The organism is Oharaeibacter diazotrophicus, assembly GCF_004362745.1.
Taxonomy (GTDB): domain Bacteria; phylum Pseudomonadota; class Alphaproteobacteria; order Rhizobiales; family Pleomorphomonadaceae; genus Oharaeibacter; species Oharaeibacter diazotrophicus.
Genome location: NZ_SNXY01000007.1, coordinates 553,353 through 565,998, shown reverse-complemented (window position 1 = coordinate 565,998; position 12,646 = coordinate 553,353). Strand labels below are relative to the sequence as shown.

Here is a 12,646-nt window from a genome sequence, read left to right as displayed (position 1 = left end):
TGGGCGGCGTCAGACCGTCGACGGGGCCGTCAGCGCATCGATCTGGGCGGTCAGGATGGCTACCTGCCGCGCGAGGCCGGTCGCCTCCGCTGCCTTCGTCGCGAGCTCCGCCCGCAGCGCCGCGAGTTCGGCGTCGCGCGCCGCGAGGTCCTCGGCCATCCGGCTCGCCGAGGCCAGCGTCGCCGCTTCGGCCTCGCTCATCACCGCGGCGAGCGAGGGCGTGCCGTCGGCACCGAGCACCAGCGGGGCGATCTTGTCGTCGCGATAGACGGTACCGGCGACGAGATGTTGGAGGGAGCGCTCGATCACCGCGCCGGCCATCGCACCGTCGTCGGCGAGGGTGATCACGATACGGTGGTGCACCACCCGGGTCGTCAGGTCGGCCATGTCAGCTCCTGTAGGTGATCGCGTGCGCCGAGACAGACGTCATCGCGCGGTTGCCGGTGCCGCTGCTGGCGATCGCGGCGTAGACGCCGAGCTCGGACGACCACGCCAGCGAGCGATAGGCCAGCACCGCCGGCGACGTCCCGGAGGTCCAGACGACCCCGTCCGGCGACGTCATGACGGTGCCGTCGGAGGAGACGGCGGCCCACAGGCCGATTTCGGGTGCCCATGCGAGCCCGTACCAGGTGTTGTCCGCCGCCGTGGTCCGGAGCGTCCACGTGACGCCGTCGGGCGAAGTCATCGCGCGCGTGCCCGTCCCGGAGGCTGCCACCGCGAGGAAGATCCCGAGCTCGGCCGACCAGCGCACCCGCGTCCACGACCTCGACGCCGGCACCGAGCGCAACGACCACGTGGTTCCGTCCGGCGAGGTCATCACCTGGTTCGTGCCACCATCGACCGAGACCGCGACGAACAGGCCGAGCTCGGCAGACCAGTCCACCGAGAACCACTGGTTCGCGCTCGGCGACGTGCGGGTCGTCCAGGTGATCCCGTCCGGCGAGGTCATGATCTGGGTCGAGACCGTGCCGTAGCCGACCGCCACGAACAGGGCGAGCTGCGGCGACCAGCACACCGCGTACCAGCCACCGTCGGCGGCCGAGGCGCGGGCCGTCCAGGTGATCCCGTCCGGCGAGGTCATCACCCGGTTCCCGCTGCCGCTGTCGCCGACGGCGACCAACAGGCCGAGGTCGGGCGACCAGCAGACCGCGCGCCAGTTGTTGTCGGCGGCGCTCGTTCGCGCCGTCCAGGTGACCCCGTCCGGCGAGGTCATCACCCGGTTGCCGGTACCGGAGGCACCGACGGCCACGAACAGGCCGAGTTCGGCCGCCCAGCACACCGCCCGCCAGTCGTTGTCGGCAGCGCTCGTCGACGACAGCCACGCCGATCCGGTCAACCGGCGCCGCTTGGGCACGTTCGGCACCGCGAGCCCGAGCGCGCGGCGCGCACTTGCCGGCGTGCGGGAACCGGTGCCGCCCTCGCCGACCAGGATCGGCGCTCCCGCGAACTTGCCGCGGAGATAGCCGAACAGCGTCGAGAGCGTGAGCTTCCGCCCACCCGACGCAGCCGCCTGGCGCACCACCAGCGCATCCGCGTCGGCCATCACCGTCGCGGCCGTCATGTCCACGATCTTGCGGATCGTCGTCATCTCGCCCTCACCCTCCCGAGATCCACGCGCCGTCGTCGTCGGCGAGCACCTCGCCGTCGTCGAGCCCGACGATCTCGTCGGCGCTCGCCGTGCCGGAGACCTGCACCAGGAGCGCCGTCCCGAGGCGGCCGTCGCTCGCCACCGCCGCGGCGCCGAATGTGTAGATGCCGCCGTCGCTCGGCGGCTCCGCCGTCACCCAGGGCGACGTCGTCACCGGGCTCGCCAGCGCCGAGAGATCGTCGAAGGAGGTCCACGTCCCACCGCGCGCCCTGACGGCGACGCCCTCGATCTCGGCGAGGTCCTCGCCGGCCTCGACCGACCAGACGAGCGACCACGCGTCGGTGATACGGTTGACCGAGAGGCTCGTCACCGCCGGCAGCGGGTCGCCGTCTGCGCCGATCACCACCGACACGGTCGCCGACCACGGGCCCGGGATCGCGTAGATGCTGACCGCGCGCACCCGCAGCTCGACCGCATCGCCGGCGAGGTATCCGGGCACCGAGGCGCTGCCGCTCGCCGCCGCGATGGTGCGCACCAGCCAGTCAGTCGCACCGGCGAGGCGGTGCTGGAGCTCGAACGACCCGACGATCGCGGCGCTCCCGATCCCCGGCGCCACCTCGACGTCGAGCCCGTTCGGGTCGTCGGTGCCGGCGAGGCCGGTCGCGACCGTCCGGAACACCGCCGCTGCTGGCACAGCCGTGACCGATCCGATCGGACTGCCGACCCGGCCGGTCCATTCCGGCGGCACCTCGGCGTCCGTCGCCGCGTCGATCTCCGGCGCCGCGTCGACGAGATGGAGGATCACGCCGTTACCCTCGGCCCGCTCGAGGCCGGTGGCCCGGCACATCCGCGTCTCCGACCCCGCCGGCCCGAGGTGGACGTAGTCGCCCGCCCGCGGCACCGGGCCGGCGCCGGTGAGCGTGACGGCCCGGTGCGTCCCCGCGCCCTCGGCGAGGGTCGCGGCGACGCTGGAGCCGATCGCGTCCTCCTCGTCGGCGAAGACGCGCCAGCGCATCGCCCAGCCGCCGGCCTCGATCGCGACGTCCTCGTCGAGCCAGACCCGGCGCCCCGCGACACCCTTGACCCGGGCGTCCCGGTGCACCCGCTGCACCGTCACCTGCGACACCGCGATCTGATCGCCGCGGGTCACCACCCTGACCGCGCCCGGCGTCTCCGTCTGCAGCGTCTCGGGGCGGTGGATCAGCTCGTATTGCCGCCGCCTCGCCTCTATCCAGATCTCGTCGGGATGCGTCTTGCCCGGGATCGCGAGATCTTCGGTCACCACGATGTCGCCGATGTGCCCCGGCCACGGCACCAGGCGCTCGGACGACTGCCACTTGTTGGTCTCGTCCAAGAACGAGATCCTGAACGCGTCCGGGAACCGCACGTAGTTCCTGCGCCACCGGAACCCGCTCGACACCCGCGGCCCGATGTGGTCCACCACCACGTCGGTCGGGCGGTCGATCACCACGCCCCAGCGCAAGCCGTCGTGCCGCGGGCTCGCCCGGCCGGCGGCGGCGATCTCGATCAGCGCGTCGCGGGCCGAGATCTCCTCCGTCACCCACCGGTCGTACCGGAGGTTCTTCGCCGCGCACCACGCCGCCCAGTCGGCGACCGCGGCGAGGTCGATCCCGCCGTCCGTCACCGGATAGGCGCGCTGCGGGCCTTGCAGACCGACCCGGTAGGCCGCCGCCGGCGAGCGCGTCTCCCGCGTCACCCAGGCCTCTGCCCCCGCGTCCCAGTCCGGTGCGATGCGGGCGGCGATACAGTTGAAGGCCCCGAGTTGGCCGTTGAGCTGATAGGTCGCCTTGACCCGCACGGCGGCGAGGGCGAGCGGCACCGGCGCGTTGATCGGGCTCTCCGGCCGGAAGGTCTGCAGCGCCGCCCACATCACCTTGTCGATCGCGCGCCCGCCGTCCTTCGCCTCCCGGATCATGCGCATGCATTCGACTTCGTAGGAGCCGCGCGCCGGAAACGCCCACCGGTGCGCGACGAAGAAGGGCTGCGTCGTCGAGCGCGACAGGTCGATCGTCGTCTCCTCCGTCCAGGTCCCCGCCCCCACCGCCCGCCAGCGGATCCGGACCTGCGATATCATCCGCCGCTTCTTGCCGGTCTTGTTCCAGTCGGAGAGGCCGGAGGGATAGGCGAGCACTACGCAGGCCGACGCGGCGTCCGAGGCGGTGTAGCGCACCTCGGGCTTGTCGATCGGGTCGCCGTCGATCACCTTGCCGGCGTCGTCGCGCGGCAGCGGCCGGCGCAGTTCGAGCGACAGCTGTTCCTCGACCACCTGCTCGGGATAGAACGTGATCGGGTCGTCGCCCGCGACACCCTCCCGCGTCTCCATCTCGATCCCGTCGTATTCGGAGATCGGCGTGTCGCCGACCCGCCAGTCGGTCATCGAGACCCGCCCGACCGAGATCACCAGGACGAAGCGGATGTACTGCTGGTCGCCGACGACCTCGGTATAGGGCGGCGCGAAGTAGAGCGGCCAGATCCTGAGGCGCCCGTAGAGCACCGGCAGCGGTCCGCCGGGATTCGAGCGGTTCTGCGTGCCGGAGATCGAGTAGCGCTTTGGCTCTTCGTCGGCCTTCGGCGGCGGGATCAGCGCCGCGAGCAGCGCCTGCCCGGCGAACATCGCCCCGGCCATGATCGCGCCCTTCGCCGTCGTCTCGGTGATCCCGAGCGCCGTCGCGAGACCCGGCCCGAAGTACCATGCGAGCGCAAAGGCGAACACCAGCACCACGATCTGGAGGATCGACGACAGTTGCCCCGACTGCGGGACGACGCGGATCACCAGATGCACGCCCGCCCGCACCCGCCAGGTCGCCCACGACGATCGCTCCGCCACGAGCGACCCGTGCGGCGTCACCAGCACCACCCGGAGACTGCCGAGCAGCCTCTCGTCGGCCCGCGGGAACGCCTCGCGGACGATGTCGAGGATCGTCCGTCCCGCCGCCACCGTCATCACCCGTCGGCCCGTCGCCGGGTCGAGCCCGGGCATGACGGTGACCGGAGCCGTCGGCGCGGCCGGCACGAGCGCCGTCACCGCACCGCCTCGTGACGATGGAAGCCGACGAGCCGCGACCGCCACGCCGGCGCCGTCCAGGTCTCGATCACCGCGCGCTCCCCGAACACCATGTGCAACATCACCTCTCGCCGCGGGTCGACCACCACGCCGACGTGCGCCTCGAACCGCCGCACCCGGAACAGCGCGAGGTCGAAGGGCGCGGCCGCGGCGACGAGCCCGAAGCCGGCGCCGTCGCGCTCGCCGCGCACCGCCGCGCCGATCGCTGCGAGTTCCTCGGCCGAGGCATAGACGCCCTCGAACGAGGGCAGCGCGATCCCGAGTTCGGCCTCGTAGACCAGCCGGACCAACCCCCAGCAGTCGCAGCCCTCGGCCGTCCGTCCGTGGTCGGCGAAGGGCAGGCCGACGTAGCGGCTCGCCCAGTCCAGGACCGACGGCGGGGCGCTCACCGATGCAGCCCTGGCGCGATCTCGCGCGTCATCCGCAGAGCCGAATGCGGTTCCCCGGTCTCGTCCTCGCGGCCGATCGTCAGCGTCATCATGCCGGCGTCGCCGTCGACGGCGAGCAGCCAGAGGCCGCGCCATTCGGCTTCGACGGCATCGGGCGACGAGGCGAGCACCACCGCCACGTCGACCTGTACCGAACGCTCGACGAAGGAGCGCAGCGGCTCCACCATCGCGGCGTCGAGGATGTCGATCATCACGCTCGCCGCCGGCGGCTGGTCGTCCTGGTCGTCCGGCAGGACCGCCCGGGCGGGGACGAACAGGTAGTCCTCGCGTGCCGTCGACTGCCAGCGCGACCGCGTGCCGTAGGTCAGCGGGTCGTCGGCGAGCCGCGCCGTCGGATCGGTCGAGAGCAGCACGGGCTCGGCGAGCGGCCCGCCGGAGAAGCGCATCAGCACGACCTCGACTTCGTCCGAGGCGGCATCCTCGGCCGAGCGGCGCGCGGCGAGCGAGACGACCCTCACGGCATCACCGCCACGGTGAACGAGTACCGGAATCGGATCCCGGTTGCCGCCTCCTGGGGCGGCTGGTCGCCGAACAGCACCAGCCACCACGCGCCGAGCAGGATGGGCGCGCCCGCCTCGGTCAGGAGCGGCGTGCCGGCGGCGGTCAGCAGCGGCCAGCCGTGCGCGGTCGGGTCGGGCATCAGGAACGGCAGCGAGCCGCCCGCCGTGTCCTCGACCCAGAAGCGCAGCAGCCGCGCGCCCTGGTCCCGCGTCAGCGTCGTCACCAGGGACACCCGCTGCGCCGCCGACGAGAACCGGCGGACGCTGCGCGGCGGTCCGGCATCCTGTTGCGCCCGCGCGCGCCCGTCCGGAAAGACCCGTCCGTAGCCGTCCCGCAGCGGCCGCGGCAGGTCGTCCGGATAGACCGGGATCGTCATCGCCGGGTGATCCTCGGCCGGGTCCCGAACGCGCTCGCCATCGTCCGGCGGGTCGGCCCGGGGGAGGCCAGCGCATCGGCGACCGCTTCCGAGATCACCACCCGCTGTCGCCGCCCGCCCATGCCGTCGTCTTCCTCGCGCGTCTCCACCTTGGCGCCGGTGTTGTTCTCCACCACCGTCTGGAACACCGGCCGGACGGGCGTCTGCGCCGCAGGAAACATCGCCTTCAGGCCGACCCCGCCAAAGGGGTCGCCGCCGGAGAGGCCGTAATCCCGGCGCATCGCGAAGGACTTGCGCGCGTCCTCGGCCATCGTCATCTCGCGCTCCACCTCGCGCGAGCGCAGGCTGCGCCATCCGGCGAGGCCGACCGCCGGGATCGGTTCCATCGTCCGCCGCCTCTCCGCCTCCTCGATCGCCCGTTCCGTCGCCGGCGCCGTGACGACTTCGCCGGCGAAGTCCGGCTTGATCAGCTCCGGGCCCTCCTCGCCGACGAGCAGCGGCTGTCCGGTCTGGAACCGGCCGCCGCGCGCCTTGGGCGAGGCCCCGAACAGGCCGAGGATCGCGCCGAGGAAGCCGCCGAGGCCGCCGCCGGCCCCGCCGCCGCCGAGGGCCGACGTGATCAAGCCGATCAGCGAGGAGAAGATGCCGCCGATTCCCTGGAACAGGTTCTGGAACAGCTGCCCGAGGCTCGCCGCCGGGTCGGCGCCGCCCGCCGGAGCGCTCGCCGGAGACGGGGCCGCGGCCTTCGCGACCGCGTCGGAAGGGGAAAAGGCGTCGGCCAGCACCTTGGCCGCGTCGTCGGCCCCGCTGCCGAGGCCGGCCACCGCCTCGGCCGAGGTCCGCGCGCTCCCGCCGAGCTGCTGCAGCGCTTGGATGGCCTCGGGGTCGACCGTCGGCGGGGCGGCCTGACCACCGTAGCGCGCCAGATACTCGCGCGCGTAGCCGAGCCGCGTCCCCTCGCTGTCGTCGCCGTAGCGGATCACCCGCTTCAGCGCTTGATTCGCCCCCTCGAGGTCCCGCGCGGCCAGGAAGTCCCGGCCGAAGCGCCCTTCCGTGCCGACGACACCGCGAATCTCGGCGTCGAAATGGGCGAGCTGCGCCCGCGGGTCGAGCGCCGACACCTTCATCCGGTCGGCGACCGTCGCCAGATTGTCGAGCCGGTCTCCCCGCCACTGTTCGAGGCCGAAGGCCTTTTCGTTCGCGTTCCAGGCGTCGAGCCTGAGCCCGCTCTCCTGCCGCCAATTGCCGAGGGCCGCCGCCGCGTGGACGTCGGAGTATCCCATTCCCTTCAGCGCCCGCCACGCGGCGGCCGGGTTGAGCGACCGGCCGTCCCTCAGCGTGTCCGCCGAGGCGCCCGGGACCACGAGGCGCCCGAAATCGACCGGATCGCTCCGCAGGGCCGCGGAAACGGCGGCGACCGGCGCAGCACCGGTCGCCGAAGTCGGCGCCGATCCGGCTGCGGCGCCGGCCGGAGCCGGCCGGTCGCCGAAGAGATAGGAGACGAGGCCGCCGAGACGGCTCTGCGGTGCCGCTCCGGCTTGCGACGGATCCGGGAACAGCGCGTCGAACACGTCGTCGAGCGCCATGTCGAGGAGGCGGCTCGCGAACCGGTCGAGGGCGTCGCCGAGCGCGTCGAAGAGGTCGACGCCGCGCTCGAGGTCCGACAGCAGTCCGCCGAAGAAGTCGCGGCCGAGCCCGCGCGCGCTGTCCGCCGCCCGTCGCGTCGCCTCGATCGCCTCTTCCTCGCGCCGCTTCGCGTCCTCCGTCGCCCGCGCCTTGGCGTCGATCGCCGTCACCAGGGCCGCCACCGCCGCCCTCTGCGCCTCGGTCGCTTCGGTGCCCTGGCGCGTCGCCTCTTCCTCGAGCTTGCGCACCTCGGCGGCGATCCGCTGCGCCAGCGCCGACTTGTCGACCAGGTCGAGCTCGCGTTCCAGCGCCTCGATGTGCTCGCGCACCGCATCGGCCTGCTGCTGCGGCTCCGGCATTGCAAGCAGGTTCGGCTTCTTCGTCGGGAGGGGAGCGTCCTCTGGGTGGATCAGCGGCGATTGACGCTCCCGTTCTCGCCGTCGCTCATAGTCCGAAAAGCGTGAGTTGCGCTCTCTCTCTTCTGCTCTGCGGCGAAGTTCTTCAATAGCCTCTTGCTGGCGCAGATACTCCGGGTTGTCGACCTCACCCGCTCTCCCGACCGTTATCTTTGGAGGGATGATCTTCGGCACCAACTCCTTATTTCGCGTTCCACCGACATACTCGGTCGGTCGCGCCACTGCCGCGAGTTCCTCGTCCGTCATCTTGGCGATGGACTTCGGCGCACTCGCGAGGCCGTCGAGCAGATCACCGAGCGCGAAGGTCGCCGAGACGATCGCGCCCTTGACGTTCTGCGAGACCGTGTCGGCGATCTTCTGGAACCGCCGATCCACCTCGGCGGCACGCTCGACCATCTCCGTATCGATCACCCGGCCGGCGTCCTCGCCCGCCCGGATGATTTCGCGGATCCCGTCCTCGCCCTGTTCGACCAGGGCGAGGAAGCGCTCGGCCGCCTGACCGCCGAACACCTCGTCGAGCACCCTGACACGCGCCGCCTGGTCGAGCTTCTCGATCCGCCCGATCAGCGTGGTGAGCAACTCGGCCGGATCGTGCAGGGCGCGCGCGAGGTCGCCCGCCGTCAGCCCGAGCCGCTTGAAGCTCTCCGCCGCCGGGCCGCCGCCGGTCTGGACGTACTCGTCCGTCCTCAGCTGCAGCTCCTTGATGCCGTCGACCAGCGCGCCGATCTCGACGCCGGTGTCGATCGCCACGATCCTGAGCCGCTGGAATGAGCCGACGTCGATGCCGGCCGTCTGCGCCTCGCGCTTCAGATCGGCGAGCGAGCGCACCGTCGAAACCGCCGCCGCGCCGATGCCCGCTACCGCCGCGCCGCCGATCAGACCGGCCGGTCCGAGCGCCGACAGAGTGCCGCCGAGCGGGCCGAGCCGTCCGGAGAGCGCCTCCATCTCGGAGCGCGCGCCCTCTGCGAAGCCGGACAGGATCTGCAATCCATGACTCGCCGGCGTCGCCGCCTCGGCCATCGCCCGCAGCGCCGCGTCGCCGCTGGCGCCGAGCTTGCGGAGCGCTTGCTCGACCTTCTCGGCGTCCTTGATCGCGAGGCGGATCACCACCTCGGACTTTTTCTCAGCCATTGTCGCTCTTCCTTTCCGCCGCCTCGACGACCTGCGCGATCACGCCTGCCTCGACCCCGGCGAGCAGCCCCGCCCACGCGTCCGCGGCGATGCCCGCCGGCCTGAGGGCCGCCGCCGCCGCCCAATCGAGCCCCGTGATCAGCCCGGAAATCCCGGCCCGGGGCCACAGACCCGGCCGATCGACCATCTCCAGCGCCATGCGGCCGTGCGCCGTCGCGGGGGCGTGCTCCACCTCGGGGCACACCCACCCGCTCTCGTCGCGATGCCCCTTGGCACAGGCCGCGCCCTCGGCACGGCATCCGGCGCAATAGCTCCGGCCACCTCCCGCGCGCCACTTGGCGAGGTGGCTCAGCCTTTTCCCTCGGCGATGGTCGCGTGGAGCGGCGCCGTCGCCGCGTCGCGGATCGCCTTGGCGAGCGCCGGATCCCGCATCACCGCGGCGATCGCCGTCGGCGTCGGATCGACCGGCTCGCCGTCCTCGTCTCCGATCCCCGTCCACGCCACGATCGCCAGGCGGCCGAGAACGTAGTCCTCGAGATAGAGCCCGAGCCCCTTGTCGGACCCGTCGCCGCAGACGGGCGGCAGGTCGGTGCCGATGGCGGCGAGCACGTCGGCGCCGTCGCGGATCCTGCGATGCAGGTCGGTCGCCTCGGCTTCGACCTGATGCGCCGCGACCGCGTCGAGGACGCGGACGCTGACGCTCGCGCCGGCCACCAGCGGGACGGTGACCACGGGCATGGGCGCGCCCACCGGATGCAGGCGGATCACGACAGGTACCCCGTCGCGACGTCGTTGGTCAGCGTCGCCACCAGCATCGCCGCGGCGCCGGTCTGATGCGCCCGCCACGCGAGCGTCTGTTCGATCCGCCCGGGCGCGCCGATGTCCGGCCCGGAGCGCTGGAACACGACGTTGGCGGAGAGGAGCGACAGCTTGAGGCTGGCCGAGAGCTGGTAGACCATCTCCACGCTCGACGGCGTGCCGGCCGCGGCCTGCGCTTCCAGCGTGGAGTCCATCCACCGCACCCGCATCGACCCCGACCACTTCGCGTCGTTCTGGCCGGGGGCGAAACCCGACACCGTGGCGGCACCGTCGAGGTAGCGCTCCTCCTCGAAACCGTTGGCGTAGGTGCCGTCGAAGGCCAGCACCTTGGCGGCCTGGCTGCCGTCGATCTTGAGGATTCCGGTCGCCGACGGCATCGGCGCCCGCACCGGCGGCGTCGGCGGCGTGATCGACAGCGATCCCGGATAGGTCCGATCCTTGCCCGCGAGATCGAGCGTGACCCTTCGGAACCCGGCCTCGGCGGCGAGGGCGAACCGGCCCGACCGCGCCACGAGGCCGGTATCCTGGCGCGGCCCCGAGCCGCCGATCTGGCTGGCGATCGTCGCCGTCGGCAGGCTCGCCGCGCCGGACGTGAACACGTGCTGGTAGGGCCCCGAGCCGGTCTTGACCGCGTCGCCGAACAAGAGCGTCAGCCAGTAGCCGAGGTGGCGCATGTCGAGCGGCACCTCGACCGATCCGGCGAGCGACACCAGCCCCGGCGCCGGCTCGCTCTGGTCGCGCGCCGTGGTGAGGCCGACGCCGAGGATGCGGTCGTCCTCGAGCGGCTTGTCGGGCTTGACGCCGTAGGAATAGACGTAGGTCCTGACGTAGGACGCGGGCGCGACGCCGTAGGTCGCCTCCCGGCCGAGGTTGAGCTCGAGGGTCTTGGCGTCGGGGGTGGGGGTCGTCGGCATGGTCTCGTCTCCTCGCCTCAGAACGGGCGGTCGCTGGTGTAGGTGAGCGCGACGGTCACCACCGCGCTCTTGATGTGCACGATGCCCTCGAAGACGGTGCCCGAGCGCTCGACGCGCTCGACCTGCACCGCCGTCAGGACACCGCTCAGCGCATGCGCGCCCGTCTCCACCGCGGCGGCGAGCGCGCGCGTGGCGTCGTCGATCGCGACCAGTCCGGCGTCGAAGGTGGCGATCCGCCGCGCCCGATCGTGGTCGGCCACCGCGAGGTCGATCTCGGCACGCTGCGTCAGGTCGTAGATGTCGCCGGCCGCCCCGTCGCCGAGCATCGTCGCGGTCACCTCGCCCGCGCCGTCGAACAGCGAGGTGTAGATCTCCGACCCGTCGACCAGTTCGATCATGGCGGACGGGATCGCGCGGTCGCGCTCCGGCGCCGGCAGGCCGGCCGCCGTGAACACATCCACCATCGCCGCGTGGAGCGCGGCGAGCACGTCGTCGGTCCGGCTCATGATCCCTCGCTGTTCCGGAAGGCCTCGGCGAGCGACCGGGCCACGATGTCGGTCCACTCGCGCTGCGCCGTCACAACGATCCCGGCGACGTCCGTGCGCTTGCGCAGCCGGACCTGCCGCACCAGCACGAACATCACCACCCGCTCGGCCTGCCGCCCGGCCCGGGTGCGGCCCGTACTGGCGCGCCGGTAGCCGCGCCCGCTCTTGGCGCGCACCAGCGTCATCAGCGCGTAGTACACCCCCGGCCGCGTCAGGGCCGGCACGATGTCGAAGTCCGTGTTGAACCGGTTCTCGACGTCCTCCGGCGTCATCCGCTTGCGGCCGAGCCGCGGCACGTTCTCCGTCGGAACCCAGAGGTAGACCCCGCCCTTGCGGGCCCTGATCGTCGGGCCGGTCTCGAACGCCTCTACGATCTGCGGTTCCTTGGAATAGATGTAGACGGTCGGTCTGAGGCTGCTCGCGCCTCGCGACGGATGCACGTTGGCGCGCCAGGTGTTGGCGATCCGCGGTCCGAGCCCGGCCGACAGCACGTCGGCCCGCAACCGGCCGACCACCGTGCGGCCGGCGAGCGCCGCGGCCTTCATCATGCCGGACTTCGCAAGCGCGACCCGGCTCTCCATGTAGTCGTCGAGGCGGCCGTCGATGGCGGCCTCGAACCGCATGCCGATCATCGGACGCCGCACCGCCAGAGCGCGCGGTCCGCCCCGTGCCGCGGCTCGCCGAGCACCCGGAAGGTCGCGCCGTCGTGGATCCGCGTGAACACGCCGCCCTCGTCCGGGGTGACCTCGCTCGCGCGCACCATCAGGATCTGCGCGCCGCGCACCAGCGTCATCTCGCCGACGCCGACGAGGTCGTCCGGCCGCACGACCACGATGGCGCACACCACCGCCGCCCCGCCGCCCGGCGGTACGTAGGAGGCCGGGCGGGCCCACAGGGCGAACTGGGCATCCAGATGGGCGACGGCGGCGGCGGCGACCGACATCAGGCGCCGCCCTTGCTCGCGGCCGCCTTGCCGGCGGCGGCCCTGCCGCCCGAGCCGTCGCTCGCCGCTTCGTCGGCCACACCGTCGAGCCTCGCGCCGTCGTCGTCCACCTCGACGTAGTGGCCGGTCGCCAGCAGCTGGACGCCGATGCCCCATTCGGCCGTGATGATCTTGCCGGCGTCCTCGCCGGCATCGGCCAGTCCCTTCAGCTTCATGATCGGTCTCCCCATGATCCCTGTCCGGTGGGCCGCCG

The 12,646-nt window shown here is 72.5% G+C and carries 14 protein-coding genes; all 14 read right to left on the bottom strand.

The window, feature by feature from the left end; all coding sequences use genetic code 11:
- Positions 1-9: 9 nt before the first annotated feature.
- Positions 10-387 (bottom strand): hypothetical protein, encoded by a 378-nt coding sequence (locus tag EDD54_RS11200; protein WP_126541247.1) that lies wholly within the window; start codon positions 385-387, stop codon positions 10-12.
- A 1-nt stretch (position 388) separates the two neighbouring features.
- Entirely contained in the window at positions 389-1,588 is a 1,200-nt protein-coding gene (locus EDD54_RS11195) for a beta propeller repeat protein (RefSeq protein WP_126541246.1), read from the bottom strand.
- Between the two features lie 7 nt (positions 1,589-1,595).
- The gene (locus EDD54_RS11190) at positions 1,596-4,634 is read right to left on the bottom strand and encodes a TipJ family phage tail tip protein (RefSeq protein ID WP_126541245.1); all 3,039 of its coding nucleotides are present in this window, start codon (positions 4,632-4,634) and stop codon (positions 1,596-1,598) included.
- Positions 4,631-5,062 carry a C40 family peptidase gene (locus EDD54_RS11185; RefSeq protein WP_165644343.1) on the bottom strand — a complete coding sequence of 144 codons (432 nt, stop codon included), beginning with the start codon at positions 5,060-5,062 and terminating at the stop codon, positions 4,631-4,633. The genes EDD54_RS11190 and EDD54_RS11185 overlap by 4 nt, the downstream gene beginning before the upstream one ends.
- Positions 5,059-5,580 carry a hypothetical protein gene (locus EDD54_RS22970; protein ID WP_165644342.1) on the bottom strand — a complete coding sequence of 174 codons (522 nt, stop codon included), beginning with the start codon at positions 5,578-5,580 and terminating at the stop codon, positions 5,059-5,061. Before EDD54_RS22970 ends, EDD54_RS11185 begins: the two co-directional genes overlap by 4 nt.
- A complete protein-coding gene (locus tag EDD54_RS11180; protein WP_126541243.1) occupies positions 5,577-5,999 on the bottom strand; it encodes a hypothetical protein in 423 nt (140 codons plus the stop codon). The genes EDD54_RS22970 and EDD54_RS11180 overlap by 4 nt, the downstream gene beginning before the upstream one ends.
- Positions 5,996-9,172, bottom strand: a complete 3,177-nt coding sequence (locus EDD54_RS22965) for a phage tail tip lysozyme (RefSeq protein ID WP_165644341.1) — start codon at positions 9,170-9,172, stop codon at positions 5,996-5,998. The genes EDD54_RS11180 and EDD54_RS22965 overlap by 4 nt, the downstream gene beginning before the upstream one ends.
- Positions 9,165-9,371, bottom strand: a complete 207-nt coding sequence (locus EDD54_RS11170) for a hypothetical protein (RefSeq protein WP_126541242.1) — start codon at positions 9,369-9,371, stop codon at positions 9,165-9,167. Before EDD54_RS11170 ends, EDD54_RS22965 begins: the two co-directional genes overlap by 8 nt.
- A gap of 149 nt (positions 9,372-9,520) precedes the next feature.
- On the bottom strand, positions 9,521-9,910 hold the full coding sequence (locus EDD54_RS11165) for a hypothetical protein (protein WP_126541241.1): 390 nt from the start codon (positions 9,908-9,910) through the stop codon (positions 9,521-9,523).
- 26 nt (positions 9,911-9,936) lie between these two features.
- Positions 9,937-10,905: a phage tail tube protein gene (locus tag EDD54_RS11160; protein ID WP_126541240.1), complete on the bottom strand. Its 969-nt coding sequence runs from the start codon at positions 10,903-10,905 to the stop codon at positions 9,937-9,939.
- A 17-nt stretch (positions 10,906-10,922) separates the two neighbouring features.
- Complete coding sequence (locus tag EDD54_RS11155; RefSeq protein ID WP_126541239.1) at positions 10,923-11,411, bottom strand: hypothetical protein; 489 nt, start codon at positions 11,409-11,411, stop codon at positions 10,923-10,925.
- Complete coding sequence (locus EDD54_RS11150; protein ID WP_208112178.1) at positions 11,408-12,082, bottom strand: DUF6441 family protein; 675 nt, start codon at positions 12,080-12,082, stop codon at positions 11,408-11,410. Before EDD54_RS11150 ends, EDD54_RS11155 begins: the two co-directional genes overlap by 4 nt.
- A complete protein-coding gene (locus tag EDD54_RS11145) occupies positions 12,079-12,393 on the bottom strand; it encodes a head-tail joining protein (protein WP_126541237.1) in 315 nt (104 codons plus the stop codon). The genes EDD54_RS11150 and EDD54_RS11145 overlap by 4 nt, the downstream gene beginning before the upstream one ends.
- Positions 12,393-12,623 carry a hypothetical protein gene (locus EDD54_RS11140; RefSeq protein ID WP_165644340.1) on the bottom strand — a complete coding sequence of 77 codons (231 nt, stop codon included), beginning with the start codon at positions 12,621-12,623 and terminating at the stop codon, positions 12,393-12,395. The genes EDD54_RS11145 and EDD54_RS11140 overlap by 1 nt, the downstream gene beginning before the upstream one ends.
- Between the last annotated feature and the right edge of the window lie 23 nt (positions 12,624-12,646).

What these genes read in the sequence shown, in the direction of transcription:
- EDD54_RS11200 (WP_126541247.1), bottom strand. Translation starts at nt 387, where the DNA reads ATGGCCGACCTGACGACCCGGGTGGTGCACCACCGTATCGTGATCACC.
- EDD54_RS11195 (WP_126541246.1), bottom strand. Translation starts at nt 1,588, where the DNA reads ATGACGACGATCCGCAAGATCGTGGACATGACGGCCGCGACGGTGATG.
- EDD54_RS11180 (WP_126541243.1), bottom strand. Translation starts at nt 5,999, where the DNA reads ATGACGATCCCGGTCTATCCGGACGACCTGCCGCGGCCGCTGCGGGAC.
- EDD54_RS22965 (WP_165644341.1), bottom strand. Translation starts at nt 9,172, where the DNA reads ATGGCTGAGAAAAAGTCCGAGGTGGTGATCCGCCTCGCGATCAAGGAC.
- EDD54_RS11170 (WP_126541242.1), bottom strand. Translation starts at nt 9,371, where the DNA reads ATGGCGCTGGAGATGGTCGATCGGCCGGGTCTGTGGCCCCGGGCCGGG.
- EDD54_RS11165 (WP_126541241.1), bottom strand. Translation starts at nt 9,910, where the DNA reads ATGCCCGTGGTCACCGTCCCGCTGGTGGCCGGCGCGAGCGTCAGCGTC.
- EDD54_RS11160 (WP_126541240.1), bottom strand. Translation starts at nt 10,905, where the DNA reads ATGCCGACGACCCCCACCCCCGACGCCAAGACCCTCGAGCTCAACCTC.
- EDD54_RS11155 (WP_126541239.1), bottom strand. Translation starts at nt 11,411, where the DNA reads ATGAGCCGGACCGACGACGTGCTCGCCGCGCTCCACGCGGCGATGGTG.
- EDD54_RS11150 (WP_208112178.1), bottom strand. Translation starts at nt 12,082, where the DNA reads ATGATCGGCATGCGGTTCGAGGCCGCCATCGACGGCCGCCTCGACGAC.
- EDD54_RS11145 (WP_126541237.1), bottom strand. Translation starts at nt 12,393, where the DNA reads ATGTCGGTCGCCGCCGCCGCCGTCGCCCATCTGGATGCCCAGTTCGCC.
- EDD54_RS11140 (WP_165644340.1), bottom strand. Translation starts at nt 12,623, where the DNA reads ATGGGGAGACCGATCATGAAGCTGAAGGGACTGGCCGATGCCGGCGAG.